This window comes from Tateyamaria omphalii (assembly GCF_019802125.1).
GTDB classification, from domain to species: Bacteria; Pseudomonadota; Alphaproteobacteria; order Rhodobacterales; family Rhodobacteraceae; genus Tateyamaria; species Tateyamaria omphalii_B.
This window is the reverse complement of record NZ_JAHVHT010000002.1, coordinates 679337-696647: the sequence shown is the minus strand read 5'-3', so window position 1 is coordinate 696647 and position 17311 is coordinate 679337. Positions and strand designations below refer to the sequence as shown.

At 62.2% G+C, this 17311-nt stretch carries 18 protein-coding genes; 6 read left to right on the top strand and 12 right to left on the bottom strand.

Annotated elements, in window-relative coordinates; all coding sequences use genetic code 11:
• Window positions 1-195: 195 nt before the first annotated feature.
• Window positions 196-1389 carry a hypothetical protein gene (locus KUV51_RS12375; protein ID WP_222521927.1) on the bottom strand — a complete coding sequence of 398 codons (1194 nt, stop codon included), beginning with the start codon at window positions 1387-1389 and terminating at the stop codon, window positions 196-198.
• Window positions 1390-1891: 502 nt separating this feature from the next.
• Entirely contained in the window at window positions 1892-2182 is a 291-nt protein-coding gene (locus tag KUV51_RS12370) for a hypothetical protein (protein WP_222521926.1), read from the bottom strand.
• A 261-nt stretch (window positions 2183-2443) separates the two neighbouring features.
• Between KUV51_RS12370 and KUV51_RS12365 the strand changes: the two genes are divergently transcribed.
• From KUV51_RS12365 to KUV51_RS12350, 4 genes are all read left to right on the top strand, one after another.
• Window positions 2444-3412 (top strand): threonine dehydratase, encoded by a 969-nt coding sequence (locus KUV51_RS12365; protein ID WP_222521925.1) that lies wholly within the window; start codon window positions 2444-2446, stop codon window positions 3410-3412.
• Between the two features lie 85 nt (window positions 3413-3497).
• Window positions 3498-5669: an esterase-like activity of phytase family protein gene (locus KUV51_RS12360; protein WP_222521924.1), complete on the top strand. Its 2172-nt coding sequence runs from the start codon at window positions 3498-3500 to the stop codon at window positions 5667-5669.
• A gap of 117 nt (window positions 5670-5786) precedes the next feature.
• A complete protein-coding gene (locus tag KUV51_RS12355; RefSeq protein WP_222521923.1) occupies window positions 5787-7034 on the top strand; it encodes an Hsp70 family protein in 1248 nt (415 codons plus the stop codon).
• A 67-nt stretch (window positions 7035-7101) separates the two neighbouring features.
• Window positions 7102-7851, top strand: a complete 750-nt coding sequence (locus KUV51_RS12350; RefSeq protein WP_222521922.1) for an alpha/beta fold hydrolase — start codon at window positions 7102-7104, stop codon at window positions 7849-7851.
• Between the two features lie 3 nt (window positions 7852-7854).
• Here the strand turns inward: KUV51_RS12350 and KUV51_RS12345 are convergent, their stop codons facing one another.
• The 8 genes from KUV51_RS12345 to KUV51_RS12310 all read right to left on the bottom strand — a co-directional run bounded on the left by KUV51_RS12345 (window position 7855) and on the right by KUV51_RS12310 (window position 15063).
• A complete protein-coding gene (locus KUV51_RS12345) occupies window positions 7855-8358 on the bottom strand; it encodes a ClbS/DfsB family four-helix bundle protein (RefSeq protein WP_222521921.1) in 504 nt (167 codons plus the stop codon).
• Between the two features lie 145 nt (window positions 8359-8503).
• The gene (locus tag KUV51_RS12340; protein WP_222521920.1) at window positions 8504-8971 is read right to left on the bottom strand and encodes an Hsp20 family protein; all 468 of its coding nucleotides are present in this window, start codon (window positions 8969-8971) and stop codon (window positions 8504-8506) included.
• A 130-nt stretch (window positions 8972-9101) separates the two neighbouring features.
• Window positions 9102-9908, bottom strand: coding sequence for a trypsin-like serine peptidase (locus KUV51_RS12335; protein ID WP_222521919.1), 807 nt, complete (start codon window positions 9906-9908; stop codon window positions 9102-9104).
• Window positions 9905-10687: a trypsin-like serine peptidase gene (locus KUV51_RS12330; protein ID WP_261385800.1), complete on the bottom strand. Its 783-nt coding sequence runs from the start codon at window positions 10685-10687 to the stop codon at window positions 9905-9907. Before KUV51_RS12330 ends, KUV51_RS12335 begins: the two co-directional genes overlap by 4 nt.
• 86 nt (window positions 10688-10773) lie before the next feature.
• Complete coding sequence (glcF, locus tag KUV51_RS12325; protein WP_222521917.1) at window positions 10774-12087, bottom strand: glycolate oxidase subunit GlcF; 1314 nt, start codon at window positions 12085-12087, stop codon at window positions 10774-10776.
• A gap of 1 nt (window position 12088) precedes the next feature.
• Window positions 12089-12442 carry a hypothetical protein gene (locus KUV51_RS12320; protein WP_222521916.1) on the bottom strand — a complete coding sequence of 118 codons (354 nt, stop codon included), beginning with the start codon at window positions 12440-12442 and terminating at the stop codon, window positions 12089-12091.
• Window positions 12442-13551 (bottom strand): glycolate oxidase subunit GlcE, encoded by a 1110-nt coding sequence (glcE, locus tag KUV51_RS12315; protein ID WP_410001073.1) that lies wholly within the window; start codon window positions 13549-13551, stop codon window positions 12442-12444. The genes KUV51_RS12320 and glcE overlap by 1 nt, the downstream gene beginning before the upstream one ends.
• A 63-nt stretch (window positions 13552-13614) precedes the next feature.
• Window positions 13615-15063, bottom strand: a complete 1449-nt coding sequence (locus tag KUV51_RS12310) for an FAD-linked oxidase C-terminal domain-containing protein (protein ID WP_222521914.1) — start codon at window positions 15061-15063, stop codon at window positions 13615-13617.
• Between the two features lie 84 nt (window positions 15064-15147).
• Between KUV51_RS12310 and KUV51_RS12305 the strand changes: the two genes are divergently transcribed.
• Both KUV51_RS12305 and KUV51_RS12300 read left to right on the top strand, forming a co-directional pair.
• On the top strand, window positions 15148-15846 hold the full coding sequence (locus tag KUV51_RS12305; protein WP_222521913.1) for a DUF599 domain-containing protein: 699 nt from the start codon (window positions 15148-15150) through the stop codon (window positions 15844-15846).
• A gap of 36 nt (window positions 15847-15882) precedes the next feature.
• Window positions 15883-16239, top strand: coding sequence for a hypothetical protein (locus KUV51_RS12300; protein ID WP_222521912.1), 357 nt, complete (start codon window positions 15883-15885; stop codon window positions 16237-16239).
• Window positions 16240-16331: 92 nt separating this feature from the next.
• Here KUV51_RS12300 and rlmH read toward each other — a convergent pair whose 3' ends face one another.
• Both rlmH and rsfS read right to left on the bottom strand, forming a co-directional pair.
• A complete protein-coding gene (rlmH, locus tag KUV51_RS12295; protein WP_222521911.1) occupies window positions 16332-16802 on the bottom strand; it encodes a 23S rRNA (pseudouridine(1915)-N(3))-methyltransferase RlmH in 471 nt (156 codons plus the stop codon).
• A gap of 15 nt (window positions 16803-16817) precedes the next feature.
• Complete coding sequence (rsfS, locus tag KUV51_RS12290) at window positions 16818-17303, bottom strand: ribosome silencing factor (protein ID WP_147110100.1); 486 nt, start codon at window positions 17301-17303, stop codon at window positions 16818-16820.
• Window positions 17304-17311: the final 8 nt, after the last annotated feature.

Genomic DNA, 17311 nt, shown 5'->3' with positions numbered 1-17311 from the left:
GCAGCGATGTCCCACGAGGCATCACCCAGACTGCGAAGAGAAGCGTGACCCGGATGAGTGACAACGGTCCCAAACAAAGAAGGAAAACGAGCTTGACCCAAATGCCCAATTAGAGAAGCAGATGTTCATTACAACCGCCGGAAGACGGGTGTGCGAACATTCCTGCCGTTGGATCGAAATTGAAAGCGTACACGATCAGCTTGCGATAATTTCAATCTCTCGACGAAGGATGAAGCTAGTGTACTCTAGAAGATTCTTTGGATTACCGAAGGGCGTCGGCACCGAACAGCCTTCGACACCACTTGGATCGAGCTGAGGGAAAACATAACCTATCATCGGCAGAGACGCTTGAACGTGGCCCGTATGTAAAAACTTCGAGCGATTGGTGTAGTAATCCTGTTTGAAGATTCTGGCTATGTGCTCGCCAAGGTGCTTTCTTGTTACTTCCGAAACACGTTGAGCGATACCAAAAATTGGTTGCTTGCAGGTATCGCATCTTTCGCTTTTTGCGAGTGGAAGACTTATGGCTTCAATCGCCGAAACAAATAATGCCCCAGCAATATCATTGTTAGTCGAAGCCTGTTTCAAAAGTCTAAGCCCGCCATGAAATAGGCGCGCTGCCTTGATCGATTGCTCGCTTTCAACCTTGTTTGCGACCAATCGATCACAGTACTCAACCTGACTACGGGCCAAGCGCAAGTGCTCACCTTCAAAGCTGTAGTCGTCCAGCCAGTCCTCCTCAATCAAGTATATGTTGACGGCGTCAGGTTCGTGCCTGTGGCCTGTTGGCAATTTTTCGGTCATGGAAAACAAATCATTCGTCATAAACGCAAATGCATCTAGTAACTGGTCGAGGCGAACGACGAACTCATGATTGCAATCGGCCTCGTCAAACCCTTCTACTTCGATGGAAATCTCCATTTGTTTGTCATTGATAGGAATGCATTTCCAATTTTGACCACAGTAAGCTGCTAGCTGCACTCCAGTCGATGTTGTCACGTAAGTGCTATGCTTCCGTTGAACAGGATTCTGCATGAACCTCATCGCTTCAGCGACCGAGTTCTCTAGGCTATTCGCCAGCTCTTTGGGAGGGTACACTGTGCAATCTTCAATCTCAAAACAGATATTCCGGACAATACCACGCGTCTCATATTCGATTGATACCCCGATTTGTCCTGCCCCCAAAGTCCCGAGCGACATATAACCAAACGATATCCGTTTGGCTTCGCCTGTTCTACGAGGCGTATATTGCCAACCCAACTTCCCGTATTGGGAGCGAAGCACGGCCCATAGCGCTCTAAGAAACAGGTTGGAAGCCTTCGTTGAGCCAAGCTGTAGATCTCCGACTCTGACGACATCTTTGGTTTTATTCATTTGGTTATTTGCCATGCTTGTGTCCCAGGTTGGCATTTGTCGCTTCGATGGTGTTACGTGATCTAAATTTTATTATTACGTGAGCGTGCAAAATCAAACAGCCTAAAATCGATCAACTATTCAGAATGCTGCAATAGCCGTTTTGAGCTCAGAGACGATATCTATACAAGCTTTGCAAAGTCTGCTCCCTGCGCAAAGCCCACACTAAGCCGATCCAAGACAAGCCCGTGGGCTGGTGTCGCACCATCCCTTCGGCAGCGCTTTATGGCAGCCAAGCACACTCCACAGAATTTCCGTTCGGCACAGAAACCAAAACACCAGCCCGCCGGGACGGGCCCCGTGTTGGACCGGCGCCTTTGGCTTGATTCCGGTCCTGTCAGTGCTTTGAATCAACGTTTGCCAAGTCCGCCCAGCGGTCACTCGTCCGCCAATTTCGACGAACTACAGCAGATGTTTTCGTTCGCACGTCACTCCGACGCGGCAACCGGGTTCGACACCGCTTTAGCGAGGTCTCGCGTTAGGTCGCTGGCGTCGTCTCTGCTGCGGGGCGGGTACAGATGGGGCGCCCTTCCCTGTTGCGCAGGGGCAGGAAGGTGGTTTCGACCGGGCCCACGTGGCGGTAGACGAGGCAGCCGTCCACCGGGTCGACCTTGACCGCGTTGAGGTCCTGTTTCGGGTCGGCCATCGCCAGGATGTTGTCCGGCAGGGGCGAGATGAACGGCCCGCCGGCGCCACCCGATTGCGTGGTCTCGTCACATGCGGCAAGCGCGAACGCCGCCGCTGCCAGCATCAATCCTGTCCGTGTCATATCCGTCCCCCAAGGCGTTTGTCTGACGGCTTTGGCCGTCGCTGGCTTCACTTATCACGGCATCGGCCCATCGCTGCAACGGCATCGGGTCACTGACGTCGAGGTGAGTTGCGCGCTCGCAACGATTGCGGGCGAGCGGGTGCCGTCCGTGGCCGCGGGGCTATCTGATCCCGACGCGTGCTTCTCGCCCCGTGCGCGTGGTGGTCTGGTACGCCGGGAAGGGGCTGGACGAGGATCGCGGATCGGGGTCAGATGCGCCTCATGCTGACCCGATCCGATCTTGAGACCGCCGCCGATTTCGTTCACGCCCGCATGGCCCCCACCCCGCAGCACCATTGGCCGCTGTTGAGTGCCGCCACGGGGGCCGAGGTGTGGGTGAAGCATGAGAACCACACGCCCACCGGGGCCTTCAAGGTGCGGGGGGCGCTGACCTTTATGGATTGGCTGGTGCGGGCGCATCCGGAGGTGCCGGGCATCTGCACCGCGACCCGCGGCAACCATGGGCAGGGGCAGGCCTGGGCCGCGACGGGGGCCGGGCTGACCGCGAAAGTCTACGTGCCGCGTGGCAATTCGGTGGAGAAGAATGCTGCGATGAAAGCGTTCGGCGCCGAGTTGATCGAGTTTGGCGATGACTTTGATACCGCGCGGGAGGAAGCCTATCGCGTGGCCGCGGCGGAGGGGTTGTTCATCGTGCCGCCCTATCACCCGGAGCTGGTGCGGGGCGTGGCGACCTATGCCTATGAGCTGTTCCGTGCGCAGCCGGATCTAGACACCGTTTACGTCCCCATTGGCTGCGGGTCGGGGATTTGCGGGACGATCATGGCGCGGGATGCGTTGGGGTTGGCGACCAAGGTTGTGGGTGTTGTGTCGGATCAGGCGCAGACGGCGAAGCTGTCGGTGGAGGCGGGGCGGCTGATCGAGACGAATTCCGCCGCGACATTTGCCGATGGGATGGCGGTGCGGGTGCCTGTGCAAGAGGCGTTTGATGTCTATTCCAAGGGGGCGGAGCGGATCATTGCCGTCAGTGATGACGAGGTGGCGGAGGCCATTCGGCTCTATTTCACCGCGACGCATAATGTGGCTGAGGGCGCAGGCGCTGCGCCGCTGGCCGGGTTGATGCAGGAGCGATCGCAGATGGCGGGCAAGAAGGTTGGTGTGATCCTGTGTGGCGGCAACATCGACACGGGCTGGTTCCGGACAGTTCTGGACGGCCATACGCCGCAGGTCTGATTTTACAAAACTGACATCTGACTGTTACGTCAGCGTCAATGAACACCGCCACTGCATCCGGGATTTGAGTCCGATGGAGTGTCCGATGACCAAACCCTTTTTCTGCATGACCTCTGCGCTGGCCCTGATGGCAGGCGCGGCTGTGGCTGACGGCCATGCAACCAAGCATTTCAACCGCATCGCGTCGTTCCCGGTCGTGACCAATATGGCCGAGGGTGAGGACACCAGCCGCGAAAGCTCGCCCGAGATCATCGACGTGACCGCCGATGGGATGACGCTGGTCTATACCGACAGCCCGCTTAAGGCCTTGGGCCGGGTGGACATCACCGACCCGGCCAACCCGCAGCCTTTGGGCAATATCGCGCTGGAGGGGGAGCCAACATCCGTGGCCGTTATCGGCACCACCGCCTTTGTCGGGATCAACACGTCCGAGAGCTTTACCAATCCGTCGGGCAAGATGCTGGCAATCGACGTGGCGGATGGGTCCGTCATCGCCTCCTGCGATCTGGCGGGGCAGCCTGACAGTGTGGCGAAGGCGCCTGACGGGTCTTTTGTATCCGTCGCGATTGAGAACGAGCGGGATGAGGATTTGAACGACGGGATGATCCCGCAGCTGCCCGCCGGGTCGTTGCAGATGATTGACGTGGTCGACGGGTCGCTGGACTGTGACAGCATCCTGACCGCCGATCTGACCGGGTTGGCCGATGTGGCGCCTACGGACCCTGAGCCGGAATATGTGTCGATCAACGCGCTGGGTGAGACCGTCGTCACATTGCAGGAGAACAACCATATGGTTGTGGTGGCGCGTGATGGGTCGATTGTCAGCCATTTCTCGGCCGGTGCCGTGGACCTGGAAGGGATCGACGCCACGGACGAGCGTGGGGCGCTGATCTTTACCGAGAGCCAGATGGGTCGCCTGCGCGAACCCGATGCGGTGACATGGATTGATGATGAACACTTCGCCACCGCCAACGAGGGCGACTACGAAGGCGGGTCGCGCGGCTGGACGATTTTCCGCAAGGACGGGCGGGTTGTCTATGAAAGCGGCGTGAGCTTTGAGCACGCGATGGTGCAGATCGGGCACTACCCGGACAAGCGGTCGGACGCGAAGGGGGTGGAACCCGAGAGCGTGACCTTTGCCAGTTTTGACGGCACGCCGTTTGTGTTCGTGGGGTCCGAGCGTGGGTCCATCGTCGGGGTCTATGACGTCACCAATCTGGAAGCGCCGGTGCTGACGCAGATGTTGCCGTCGGGCATCGGGCCGGAAGGCTATGTGGTGATCCCGGAGCGCAACCTGCTGGTGTCCGCCAACGAGGTGGACGGGCTGGAAGATGGCGCGGCGCGGGCGCATGTGATGCTGTTTGAATATGCAGAAGGTCCGGCGGTCTATCCCCATCTGACATCCGAAGGGATGGAGGAATTGACGGGTTGGGGTGCCCTGTCCGGCATGGTCGCGGATGCGGATGGGATGATCTATGCCGTGTCCGACAGTTTCTATGGCTTCCAACCGCGCATCTTCAAAATCGATCCGTCGCAGACCCCTGCGCGGATTGTCGAGGCCATCGACGTCACCCGCGCGGGGCGACCTGCGCAGAAGCTGGATATGGAGGGCATCACGCTGGATGGTGATGCGTTCTGGGTCGCCAGCGAGGGCCGTACCGACCGGGTCATTCCGCACGCGATCTACAAGGTGGCAGCGGATGGCAGCATCGAGGAAGAGATCGGCCTGCCTGCGGAGTTGATGGCGGTTGAACGGCGCTTTGGCTTTGAGGGGATCACCAAGGTCGGCGACACCCTGTGGATGGCGGTGCAGCGCGAGTGGAAGGATGACCCGGCCAATCATGTGAAGCTGGTGGCCTACAACCTTGAGACCGAGGAATGGGGTGCGGTCCATTATCCCAAGGCGGAACCGGCCACAGGTTGGGTTGGCCTGTCCGAGATCGTGGCCCATGGCGATCACGTCTATATCGTGGAGCGTGACAACCAGCATGGCATCGAAGCCGTGACCAAGAAGGTCTACCGGGTGCCGCTGGCGGAGATGGAGCCTGCGCCGCTGGGCAGTGAGTTGCCTGTCGTCAGCAAGGAAGAGGTGCGGGACCTGATCCCTGACCTGACCTCGACCGGTGGCTATGTCTTGGACAAGGTCGAGGGGCTGGCGATTATGGCTGATGGCACGGCATGGATTTCGACCGACAATGACGGGGTCGATGACCATTCGGGCGAGACGATGTTCTTTTCCATCGGGTCCGTGGACTGACCTTTTTGCCTGTTTACATTGCTGGCGCCGCCTGAGAAATCGGGCGGCGTTTTTTGTTGGCTGAGCGGCCCTCCGGGGGGAGTTTACTTGGCAAAATGAAGGATCAGGCGGTGCGTCATGGCAACCTTGGGCATTGATTTCGGCACCTCGAATTCGGCTGCGGGCTATGCGCGGGACGGCAAGCCGCATCTGGTGACCATGGCACCCGGGCAGACGACGCTGCCGACGACCGTGTTCTTTGACTATGATGCGCGCAAGATGCTGATGGGGCATCCGGCGAATGACGCGCTGCTGGACGGGATCGAGGGGCGGTTCATGCGGGCGCTCAAGCGCGCGCTGGGCACGTCGATCATGCATGAAAAGCGCCAGTTGCTGAACGCGCGGATGACCTTTGTCGACATCCTCGCGCGGTTTTTGTCGGAGGTGAAGCGGCGGGCGGAGGCGGAGGCCGGTCATGTGTTTGATCATGCCCTGTCGGGCCGTCCGGTGGTGTTTCATGGCTCTGGCGATCCGCGCGAGGCGCAGGCCGAGGCGGATTTGCGCGCCTGCTATCTGGCGGCAGGGTTTTCGGACGTATCGTTTTTGCCGGAACCCGAGGCGGCGGCCATGGCCAGCGGGGCGCTGGATCATCCCGGCGCCATCGGGTTGATCGTGGATATCGGCGGGGGAACGTCGGACTTTTCCGTGTTTCGGGCGCATGGGGGCGGGGCGGAGATCCTCTCCAACCATGGTGTGCGGATCGGGGGGACGGATTTTGACCGCTCGATCAGCATCGATCGGGTTATGCCGCTGTTCGGTGCGGGGACGCTGATCCGGAATGCCATCGGGCCGGGTACATTGCCCGCGCCCAAAGCGATTTTCAACGATCTGGCGACGTGGGAGAAGATCCCGTTTCTGTATACCGCGCAGACCCGGCGCATGGTCAGCGACATGGTGCAGATGGCCGAGGAGCGGGAGAAGATGGCGCGGCTGGGCACCGTGCTGGAGAACGAGTTGGGCCACCACGTCGCCTTTGCCGTGGAGCAGGGCAAGATCGACGCCAATTCGGGGCAGGACGATGCCGTGATTGCCCTGGGCGAGGTGGCGCGGGGGCTGGAGGCGGCGTTGCCCGTGGCGGCGTTGCGCGGGATCCTTGATCCCCATGCAGCCGCATTGCGGCGGGGTGTGAGCGAGACGTTGGAGATGGCTGAGGTCCGGGCAGAGCAGATTGATCAGGTGATCTATGTTGGTGGGTCAAGCCTGATGGCGATGGTGACGGATACGATGAATGCGGCCTTTCCCGGCGCGCGGCATTCGTTTTCCGAGGTGTTTACTGCTGTTGCGGACGGGTTGGCGTTGGCTGCGGGGGCACGGGACGCGGCATAGGCGGAAGGTGGCCCACGCAACACGCAACCGGATGGGTTTTGCCCGACTGCGGTGCTAGGCAGGCCGCATGACGGACATGGTGGATGTCGGGGCGGGCCCCGTTCTCGTTTTTCTGCACGGTGCGGGTGTCGACAACGATATGTGGGCGCCGCAGCGTGCGCATTTTGAAAGCACGCACAGGGTGATCGTGCCCAATCTGGCCGGGCATGGCGGCGTGCCACCGGTCGACACCGTCGAGGAGATGGCGGAGGTCGTGCACCGGCAATTGCTGGAGCTGGGCGTGCAGCGCTATGCGGTGATTGGCCTCTCCCTGGGCGGGATGGTGGCGCTTGAGATCGCCGCCCGCTGGCCGGAGGAGGTCACGCATCTTGCCATGATCGAAGCGGTGCCCACGGTCACGCCCAACATATGGGTGCGACGTGCAATCCGGCTGTCGCTGTGGCCGTTCAAGTGGATCCCGCCACACCTTCTCGCCCGGTTTCCCAGCCGCCAGCTTGGGGCGGAAACAGAGGCGGCGGGGACGTATCTGAAATCTGCCATCACACAGTTGAGCGGGGCGCAGTTCTACGCCTTTCTGCGGCTGGCGCTGGATTATGACGGGCGGCATCGCTTGGACGATCTGACGATGCCCTGTGCGGTGATGGTCGGTGAATGCAACGTGCGGATACATGATCGGGCGGCGGCGATGGCGGCGGCGATTCCGGGGTGTCGCCATGTCGTGCTGCCCGGCGCGGGGCATATCGCGAACCTTGATGCGCCCGAGGCTGTGAATGCGGAGATTGAACGCTTGCTGTCGGTGCAAGCAGACCGGAGCTGAGGATCAGGTCAGGGCATTTTCCCTGACCGCCTTGCGGATGAACTTGGACGCCGAGCGATAGTGGCTGGGGCCTGTCGCTTCGACCCAGCGGCCCAGGCGCCATTTGTTGTTCGAGCCTTTCAGCGGCCCGTCATAAAGCTCCGCTTCGGATCGGGTTTCGATGAACGCGCGCAAGCGCTTGTGGTTGTTGCGCAGCAGGGCGACGGCGCCCGGCCAATCGAGGTCGGCCTGACGGGCGCGCAGGTCTGCGTTGTAGCGCTTGAGATCGTTCCACTTGTAGCCTTCGGCGGGAAAGAAGACCGCTCGGCCCGCCTGCCCGTCCTCGTACCAGCCAAAGAACAGGTCGATCCAATGTGCGCGGTGGCCAATGACGTCCTTGATCGAGGTGTCGTCCTCCACCGGTTCCATCGCGCGGTCGGCCGGGATGAGATCCAGCAGGGTGTTCAGCTTCTCGAATTCCTTGGTCGTGATCGCGGCAAGATCCGCTTTGTTTTGCGCAGCGGGCATGGTGCATCCTCCTGTTTGCGGGGGGATCATGCGACCAATGCGGACCCATGCCTTGCGCTAGATCAGTCCGGCACAAAAAACCCCGGGGCGCGTGCAGCACCCCAGGGTCGTCCGACAGGGAGGAGGAGGTCGGACTTGGGTCGGCTTAGTTCACGGCCTTGGCGTCCACCACGTCCGTTTCAATCGCCTTTTGGTTGGCAATCTCGATCCGGCGGGGTTTGAGAGCCTCGGGCACCTCGCGCACCAGGTCGATGTGCAGCATCCCGTCCACATGGGACGCACCGGTCACGACGACGTGGTCGGCCAGATGGAAGCGACGCTCGAACGCTCGGGTTGCGATGCCACGGTGGAGGTAGGTCTTGTCCTGCTCATCGGCTTTCTTGGCCGAGACGATCAGCGACTTTTCCTTGACCTCAACGCCGAGGTCGGCGTCGGAGAAGCCCGCGACGGCGATCGAGATGCGGTAGGCATCATCGTCGGTCTTTTCGATGTTGTAGGGAGGGTAGCTGTTGTTGGCGCTGTTGTCCGTTGCAAGGACCCGGTCCATCAGGTCCGCGATCTGGTCGAAACCAACGGTTGCGCGGTAAAGCGGTGCAAAATCATATGTACGCATGTCATCCTCATCAGAGCGATTAACGGCGGGCTTTCCATCATTGGACAAACCCGCAAGGTTGCTATGGTCGGACCCCGATTGGGCATCCGATACCGTCAATGTGGTGAGGATTTTTGGCCGTTCAAGACCCCTAGGGTTTGACGAATTTCGCGCCTGTATTGCTGCGCGTGCCGCCACCCACGGTGATCCGACGCACCTGCGCGACCGGGGGCGCCACCTGCATCCGGAGTTGGCGTTTCACTTCCGTGACGCGCTGGGGCAACACCATGCCAAGGGCGCGCTTCTCGCCCTTGATCTGCACTATGCCGGAGATCACCGACACGATCTGGCCCCGCCCGTTCTTGTGGGTGAAGACCGGCGCGCCGGAGGAGCCGAAGGTCACGTCGCAATCAAACAGCATCGCGTCCCTGGCCCGGTCGAGCAGTTGGCATTGCTTTTGCCGGGACTGCGCGTTTTCGCGGCCGCGACCGTAGCTGACGACACTGACAGGGCCGCGCGGGATTACGCCCTCGTGCACGTAGAAGGGCGGGACATCAAAGGTCGACACAGGCTCGGCCAGCCGGATCAGGGCCACGTCGTAGCTGGCATTCTCTGCCGTCAGGGGGCCTGTGGCGTCGAATCGTTCGTGGGCAGAGGCATCCGATGCGCGGCGGGTGGCCGCGGCTTCGCCATTGCGGAACCCGGCGCGGAAACGGATCGTGTCGGTTGGCCAAAGCTGGTCCGTATCGGGTTTGTAGAGGCAATGCGCAGCTGTCAGCACCAGATCGCGCGCGATCAGCGTGCCCGAACAGAAGGCGCGACCGCCGCCAAACTCGATCCGGCCCACGGCCTTCCAACTGGCGGCGGAATAGTCCATATCCAGCGTACGCAGCTTCGTGGTCTGCGCTTGCGCGGCGGGGGCCATCAGCAGGGCCAGGATCAGCGCCAGCGCTCTCATGGTTTGATGAACTTCGCGCCGGTGTCGCGGCGCATTCCGCCCGAGATGCGGGGGCTGATGTCGTCGCGTTGTGCGACGAGTTCTGCCTGCAATCGGGCCAAGGGTGCGCCGAGCGACGTGCCCAGCGACACGGCCTTGCCCTCAACCTCGGCCTTGGCCGAGACGACCGACACGATCTGTGCGCGGCCCTCGTCGATGACGAAGATCGGGGCGCCGGAACTGCCGAATTCGACGGAACAGGACGTGACGAGCAGACCGTCCTGTTGTGCCAGAACGCGGCACAGCTCTTGCAGCGACGGTGCTTCGGACCGGCCTGTGGCGTAGCTGACCACACCCACCTTGGCGCCGCGCGGCGGACGTGCGGCGGTTTCGAAGGGCATGATCTTGCCATCGCGGATGGGGTGTTCGAGTTCCAAAAGGGCAAGGTCGTTGCGCACACCTTCGGATTTCACGTGGCCGACATAGGTGTAGTCCGGATGCACAACGGCGCGCCGCACATTGCGGTAGGCCGAGGCGCGCCCGTTGCGCCACCCGGCCAGAAACTCGACCTGTGTGTGGTCGATCCGGTCGCCGGTTGTCTTGTCAAAGAGGCAGTGGCCCGCCGTCAGCACGAGATTGGGCGCGATCAGAGCCCCTGTGCAAAAGCCTGTGCCACCGATATTGAGCCGCCCGACCGCTTCCCAGCCTGCCGCATCCGCGCCGGAGTCGAGCCGCTTGAGTTGCGCATCCTGCGCCACAGCGGTTGTCGTAAATACCAGGGCCAGCACAGAAAGGGCCATCCATCGGCGCATACTCGTAACTCTCCGATCCACGGTTGAATCGGGTCTAGGCGCGAATGGGGGCAAAATTAGGGCATGGGTGCAATTTAACGCAAAATTGGCACGTCACTTGGATGGCGGTCGAGCGCGGGTGGACGCGGCCCGCCCGTGGCCCAATCCAGCAGCTCGACCGTGTGCACGACGGGCACCCCTGCAGCCGAGCCGATCTGCATCATGCAGCCGATATTGCCGGCGGCGATGATGTCGGGGTTCTTGGCCTCGAGCGTGCGCACCTTTAGCTCTTTCAGTTGCTGGGAAATTTCGGGCTGCATGAGGTTGTAAGTGCCTGCCGATCCGCAGCACAGGTGGCTGTCGGCGGGTTCGACCACCTTGTACCCTGCCCGCTTGAGCAGGTCCTTGGGGAAGGTCTTGATCTGTTGACCGTGTTGCAGGGAACAGGCGGCGTGATAGGCGATGGTCATGTCCTGTGGCGTGCCCTCGGGCAGGTCGAGCTTCATCAGCACTTCGCTCACGTCCATGGCGATGCCTGCGGCCCGCGCGGCATCCTCGGCCAGCGTGTCGTTGCGGAACATGTGCCCGTAATCCTTGACCGTGGTGCCGCAGCCCGAGGTGTTGATGACGATGGCATCAAGCCCGTCGCCGTCCATTTCCTTGACCCAGGCGCGGATGTTCTTGGCCGCCGTCGCGTGGCTTTCGTCGGCCTTGCCCATGTGGTGGGTCAGCGCGCCGCAGCACCCGGCGCCCTCGGCCACCACCACCTCGCACCCCAGCCGGGTGAGCAGGCGGATGGTCGCATCGTTGATGTCGGTGTTGAGCGCGCGTTGCGCGCAGCCCGTCATCAGCGCGACGCGCATCTTCTTGGGCGCTTTTGGCGCAAAGCTTTGCGGATCGTCATTGCGGCTGACGGGTGGGATGTAGTCGGGCGCCATTTCGAGCATCGCGCGCAGGCGGGCGTCGGGCATCGCCCATGCAAAGGGCCGCCCGATCTTGGCCCCAAGCAGCGCCACACGGAACCGCATCGGGTAGGGCAGAATGCGCGCCAGCACCCAGCGCAGGGCGCGGTCGGTGAAGGGGCGTTTGTAGCGGTTCTCGATGTATTCCCGCGCGTGATCGACCAGGTGCATGTAGTGCACGCCCGACGGGCAGGTCGTCATGCACGCCAGGCACGACAGGCAGCGGTCGATATGCTTGACCACTTTCTCGTCCGGGTCGCGGTCATTTTCCAGCATGTCCTTGATCAGGTAGATGCGGCCGCGTGGGCTATCCAGCTCGTCCCCCAGCACCTGATAGGTGGGGCATGTGGCCGTGCAGAACCCGCAATGCACGCAATTGCGCAGGATCTCGTTCGAGCGCTCGATCTTGGGGTCGCGGAGCTGTTCGGGAGTGAAGGTGGTTTGCATCTTATCTCGCCATCATTTGGGCCGCGGCAAAGCCGAACCACGGAACGGTTGTGCCCATTGCGCCTGCGGCACGCACAAGGCGTTGCCCGCGCGCCGTCGGAAATGCTTCACGCAGGGCGCGGGCGGCCAGCACCATCACCAGCACCCAGCCGAGCCAGATGAAGGTGACACTCAGGAACACGCGGGTCGCGTCGAAGGGAAAGGTCAGGTAGGCGTCGCTGCGCAACAGGAAGCTGGCCAGAACGAACAGTGACGCCACAAAAGCCAGCGGCCAGTGCCGCCCGGCCACCCGGTCCAGCAGAAAGAACAGGCCGGGCCCGATCACGAAGGCCATGATGAAGAGGATCACAACCATCAGGCGGCCATCAGCCCGGGGTTCAGGATGCCGTTGGGGTCGAACCGGTGGCGCAAGGATGCGGTCAGGGCGGCCACGCCGGGCGCTTCGGGCTGGAACACGGGCACCGCGGCGCGCACCGCCTCCGGCGCCTTGATCAGCGTGGCGTGACCGCCCATCCCGGCCACCGCCGCCTGCAGCTGCGCATGGATGGCTGCGATGTCGCCATCGGTCAGCCCGACCCAAACCAGACCGCCGCCCCAGTCCATCAGCGTGTCGGCCCCCTCGGGCAAGGCTGCAATCACCGCTGGCCCGTCGCTCGGCTTGACCGAGATGCGCCAGACCGCTTCCGCTCCGTGCAACGGCACTGCATCGCGCACGGTGCGCCAGTCGGCCTGAGCCTCGGCGATGTCGCCAAATACGGCAAGCAGGGTCTTCAACTGTGAAGCGCGATAGGCCACTGAGCCCTCGAAACCTTCAAGCCGCAGCCAGATCTGTCCCTGCAGCCACGCAGCCCCCGACACTTCAAAGGGCGAGCCCAGCGCTCGGCTCATCGCCTGCACCGCGCGGTCCGCATCCAGCCCGTCAATCACAAGCGTCGTTTCGGCTTCGACCGACGGCAGCACTTTCAGGCTCACCTCGGTCAACACGCCCAAAGTGCCCCAGGACCCACTCATCAGCTTGACCAGATCGTAGCCGGTGACGTTCTTCATCACCCGGCCGCCATTCTTGATCACTTGGCCCGTCCCATCGACAAAGCGCACGCCCAGCGCAAAGTCCCGTGCCGCCCCGGCCATGATGCGGCGCGGCCCGCTAGCGTTGCTGGCAACGACCCCGCCAATGGTCGACGCACCGCTGGTGCCCAGAACACCGGTCAGGTCGTAGGGCTCAAAAGCCAGCCGCTGGTTCTCTGCCGCCAAGGCCGCCTCAATCTCGGCGACCGGCGTGCCCGCCTGCGCCACAAGGGTCAGCGCCCCGGGTTCGTAAAGCGTAACGCCAGAAAGACCGGATACATCCAACACCTCACCCACCACAGGGCAACCCACCGTGCGGGTCCCGCCGCCGCGAATGACCAAAGGCCCCTTGGCCTCTGCCACCGCCTGCGCAACTGCCTCTTCTGTTCGCAGCATGTCCATCTTCCCTGTTTCCAAAAAATCCCGGGGGAGTCGCGCCAGCGACGGGGGCTGGCCCCCTTACTCCGCTGCCAGCCGTGCGCCACGCCGTGGTTCAGACACCGCCAGCGGAAATACCTTGGCAGGGTTCAACAGCCACTTGTCGTCGAACACATCCTTCAACGCCATCTGCGCCTCCAGATCGGCAGGCGCATACTGGTGTGTCATCAGATCACGCTTTTCGATGCCCACACCATGCTCCCCAGTCAGACAACCGCCGACCTCGACGCACAGCTTCAGCACTTCGGCCCCAAACTCTTCACAGAGTTCCAGATCACCGGGCTTGTTGGCGTCATAGCAGATCAGCGGGTGCATGTTGCCATCGCCGGCGTGGAAGACGTTGCCGACGGGCAGGCCGTATTTCTCCGACATCTCGCCAATGCGGCGCAGAACATAGGGCAGCTCCGAAACAGGGATCGTGCCATCCAGACACATGTAATCGCTGATCCGCCCGATGGCCGAAAACGCCGCCTTGCGCCCCGCCCAGATACGCGCGCTTTCATCGGCCGACGCACTTTCGCGCAGGGCGACCGGGTTGTGCCGCTTGGCAATATCGGTGATCAGCGCAAGCTGCGCGTCGATCTCGGCATCCGAGCCTTCCACCTCGACAATCAGCAGCGCGCCGCACATCGGGTAGTCGGCCTTGGCAAAATCCTCGCAGACCTCGATCAGCATCTTGTCCATGAACTCGATGGCCACGGGCAGCACGCCGGCCTTGATGATGTCGGCGACACAGGCGCCCGCCACTTCGGCACTGTCAAAGCCCATCAGCACGGGCCGCGCACCTTCGGGCTTGTGCAGGATGCGCAGGGTGGCTTCGGTCACGACACCCAGCTGCCCTTCCGAGCCGCAGATAACGCCCAGCAGATCGAGGCCCCCGGAATCCAGATGTGCCCCGCCGATCTCGACCACGGTGCCGTCCATCTGCACCATGGTGACACCCAGCAGGTTGTTAGTGGTTACGCCATATTTCAGACAATGCGCCCCGCCCGAGTTCATGGCGATGTTGCCCGCGATGGCACAGGCCAACTGGCTCGACGGGTCAGGCGCATAGAAAAAGCCATCAGACTCAACCGCACCGGTCACGCTCAGATTGGTGCGCCCGGTCTGCACCCGGATGAAACGGTTGTCATAATCTGTCTCGATCACGTCATTCATGCGCGCCACGCCCAGGATCACGCAATCGGCGGTGGGCAAGGCCCCCCCGGCCAGCGAGGTGCCCGAGCCGCGCGGCACCACCGGTACGCCTTCATCATGGCAAATGCGCAGCACATCCGAAACCTCGGCGGTGGTCGCGGGCAGCACCGCCACCATCGGGGGACAGCGATAGGCCGTCAGCGCGTCGCATTCATAGGCGCGCGTTTCCGCAGGATCATCGATAACGGCATCAGCGGGCAACACATTGCGCAAACGCTCGACCACACGGGCCTTGCGGGCCAACACGTCAGAATCAGGCAGGGGCATTTCCATGAGACATCCTCCGTCGATTGGTAAAATAATATGACCAATTTGACCGGGATGCAATCTCAATTCCTGCGGTGTAAGACCGCGGCCATGACCTGGCTGGACCGTATCGCCCTTTTCACACCGCTCGACTTTGTCGCTATAGGCCTGCTGGTACTGGGCTGGCAGGTCATCGGTTGGCGCATCGAACACCCCCGGGCCAAGCATCCGTCCACGTCACAGATCATGGCAGGGTTCCGGCGCGAGTGGATGCAACAGATGATCACGCGAGAGCCGCGCATTTTCGACGCTCAGATCGTGGCGAGCCTGCGGCAAGGCACGGCGTTCTTCGCCTCGACCTCGGTCATCGCGATTGGCGGCACGCTGGCCCTGATCGGCAATGCAGAGCAGCTGACAGGTATCGCCAATGACCTGATCCTGACGGAGACGCCTGCCTTCGTGTGGGAGATCAAGATGCTGATCGTGGTCCTGTTCCTGACCAACGCATTCCTGAAATTCGTCTGGGCCAACCGTCTCTTCGGCTATGCCGCCGTCGTGATGGCCGCCGTCCCGAACGACACGTCGGACCCGATCTGCAGCCCCCGCGCCGCTCAGGCGGCCGAAATCAACATCACCGCCGCCCGCTCCTTCAACCGCGGCCTCCGGTCTGTCTACTTCGCGCTGGCCTGCATCGCATGGCTCGCCGGACCCATCACGCTGATCGCGGCAACGATATTCACCCTCGCCGTCATCTGGCGACGGGAATTTGCTTCGAATTCACGCACCATCCTGCTGGGCACGGACACGTGACATGACACCATCACAAACGGACCGTAACCTGCCCACATGAAACACCTGATCCCCCTCCTGCTGCTCGCCACCCCTGCCCTTGCCGAAGAGCCGGTGATCGAGAATGTCGACATCGCCAAGACCGGCACGGACACCTACCGCTTCTCCGTCACCATCAGCCACCCGGACACAGGCTGGGACCACTACGCCGACGGCTGGCGGGTGCTGGACATGGAGGGCAACGAACTGGGCATGCGGGTGCTGCACCACCCGCATGTGGACGAACAACCCTTCACCCGCTCCCTGAGCGGCGTGACGATCCCCGCAGGCACCACACGAGTCCAGATCCAGGCACGCGACCTGCCCGCAGGCTGGAATGAGGGCACAACCACCGTCACCCTCCCGACCGAGTAAGCCTTTCTTCTGACGAAAAATACGACGGGGAGTTTGAGGGGCAGCGCCCCTCATTCCCAAAAAGTGGGTCGCGTCGCGCAGCGGCCTTTGGATCACACCCGATGATAGGGCGACCCGGCCATGATCGACGCGGCACGATACAGCTGCTCGGCCAGCATCACCCGTACCAGCATATGCGGCCAGACCATCGCGCCGAAGGACAGCAAATGATCCGCCTCGCTCCGCAGGCCCGGATCAATCCCGTCTGCCCCACCGATGACAAAGGCGACGTCGCTCCGCCCCGCATCCCGCCACCAGGCCAAGCGCTTGGCAAAGGCGGGTGACGCCTCGACCTTTCCGCGCTCGTCCAGACAGCAGAGCAGTGCGCCCTTTGGCAAAGCACGGCGCAGCAAATCGGCCTCGGCACCCATACCGCCGCCCTTGCGGTCCTCGACTTCGGTAACGGTCAGGGGGCCAAGGCCCAGGGCCCGGCCCGTGCGGTCAAAGCGGGTGACGTAGTCAGACACCAAATCGCCCTCTGGACCGCCCCGCAGGCGGCCCACCGCGCAGATATGCACACGCATCAGTGCCGGGTCAGATCAGTTGGCCGCGGCAGCACCGGGCTGCCACATCTTCTCCAACTGGTAGAACTCGCGCACTTCCGGGCGGAACACGTGGACGATCACGTCGCCCGTGTCGATCAGCACCCAGTCGCCGGTGTCCTTGCCCTCGGTCCGGGTCGCGATGCCGAAGGTCGCCTTCAGCCGCTCCACCAGCTTTTCCGAGATCGCCGCCACCTGGCGGGACGACCGGCCCGAGCAGATCACCATGTAGTCACCCATGGCAGTCTTCCCGCGCAGATCAATCTGCACAACATCTTCGGCCTTGTCGTCGTTGAGGGAAGACAGCACGGCCTCAAGGATCGCCTCGCTTGTGGCCTGCGTTTTGGGGGCGGCCATCACAGCCGCGGCTCCATCAGCGGTCTGAACCGCGTCAGCAGAGAATGACAGGACATTGTCCTCCTTGGTCAGCGCGCCGCCAAAACCCGCAGCGCCGGGGTATGGGAATGGTAGCAACGCTGACATGACATTTC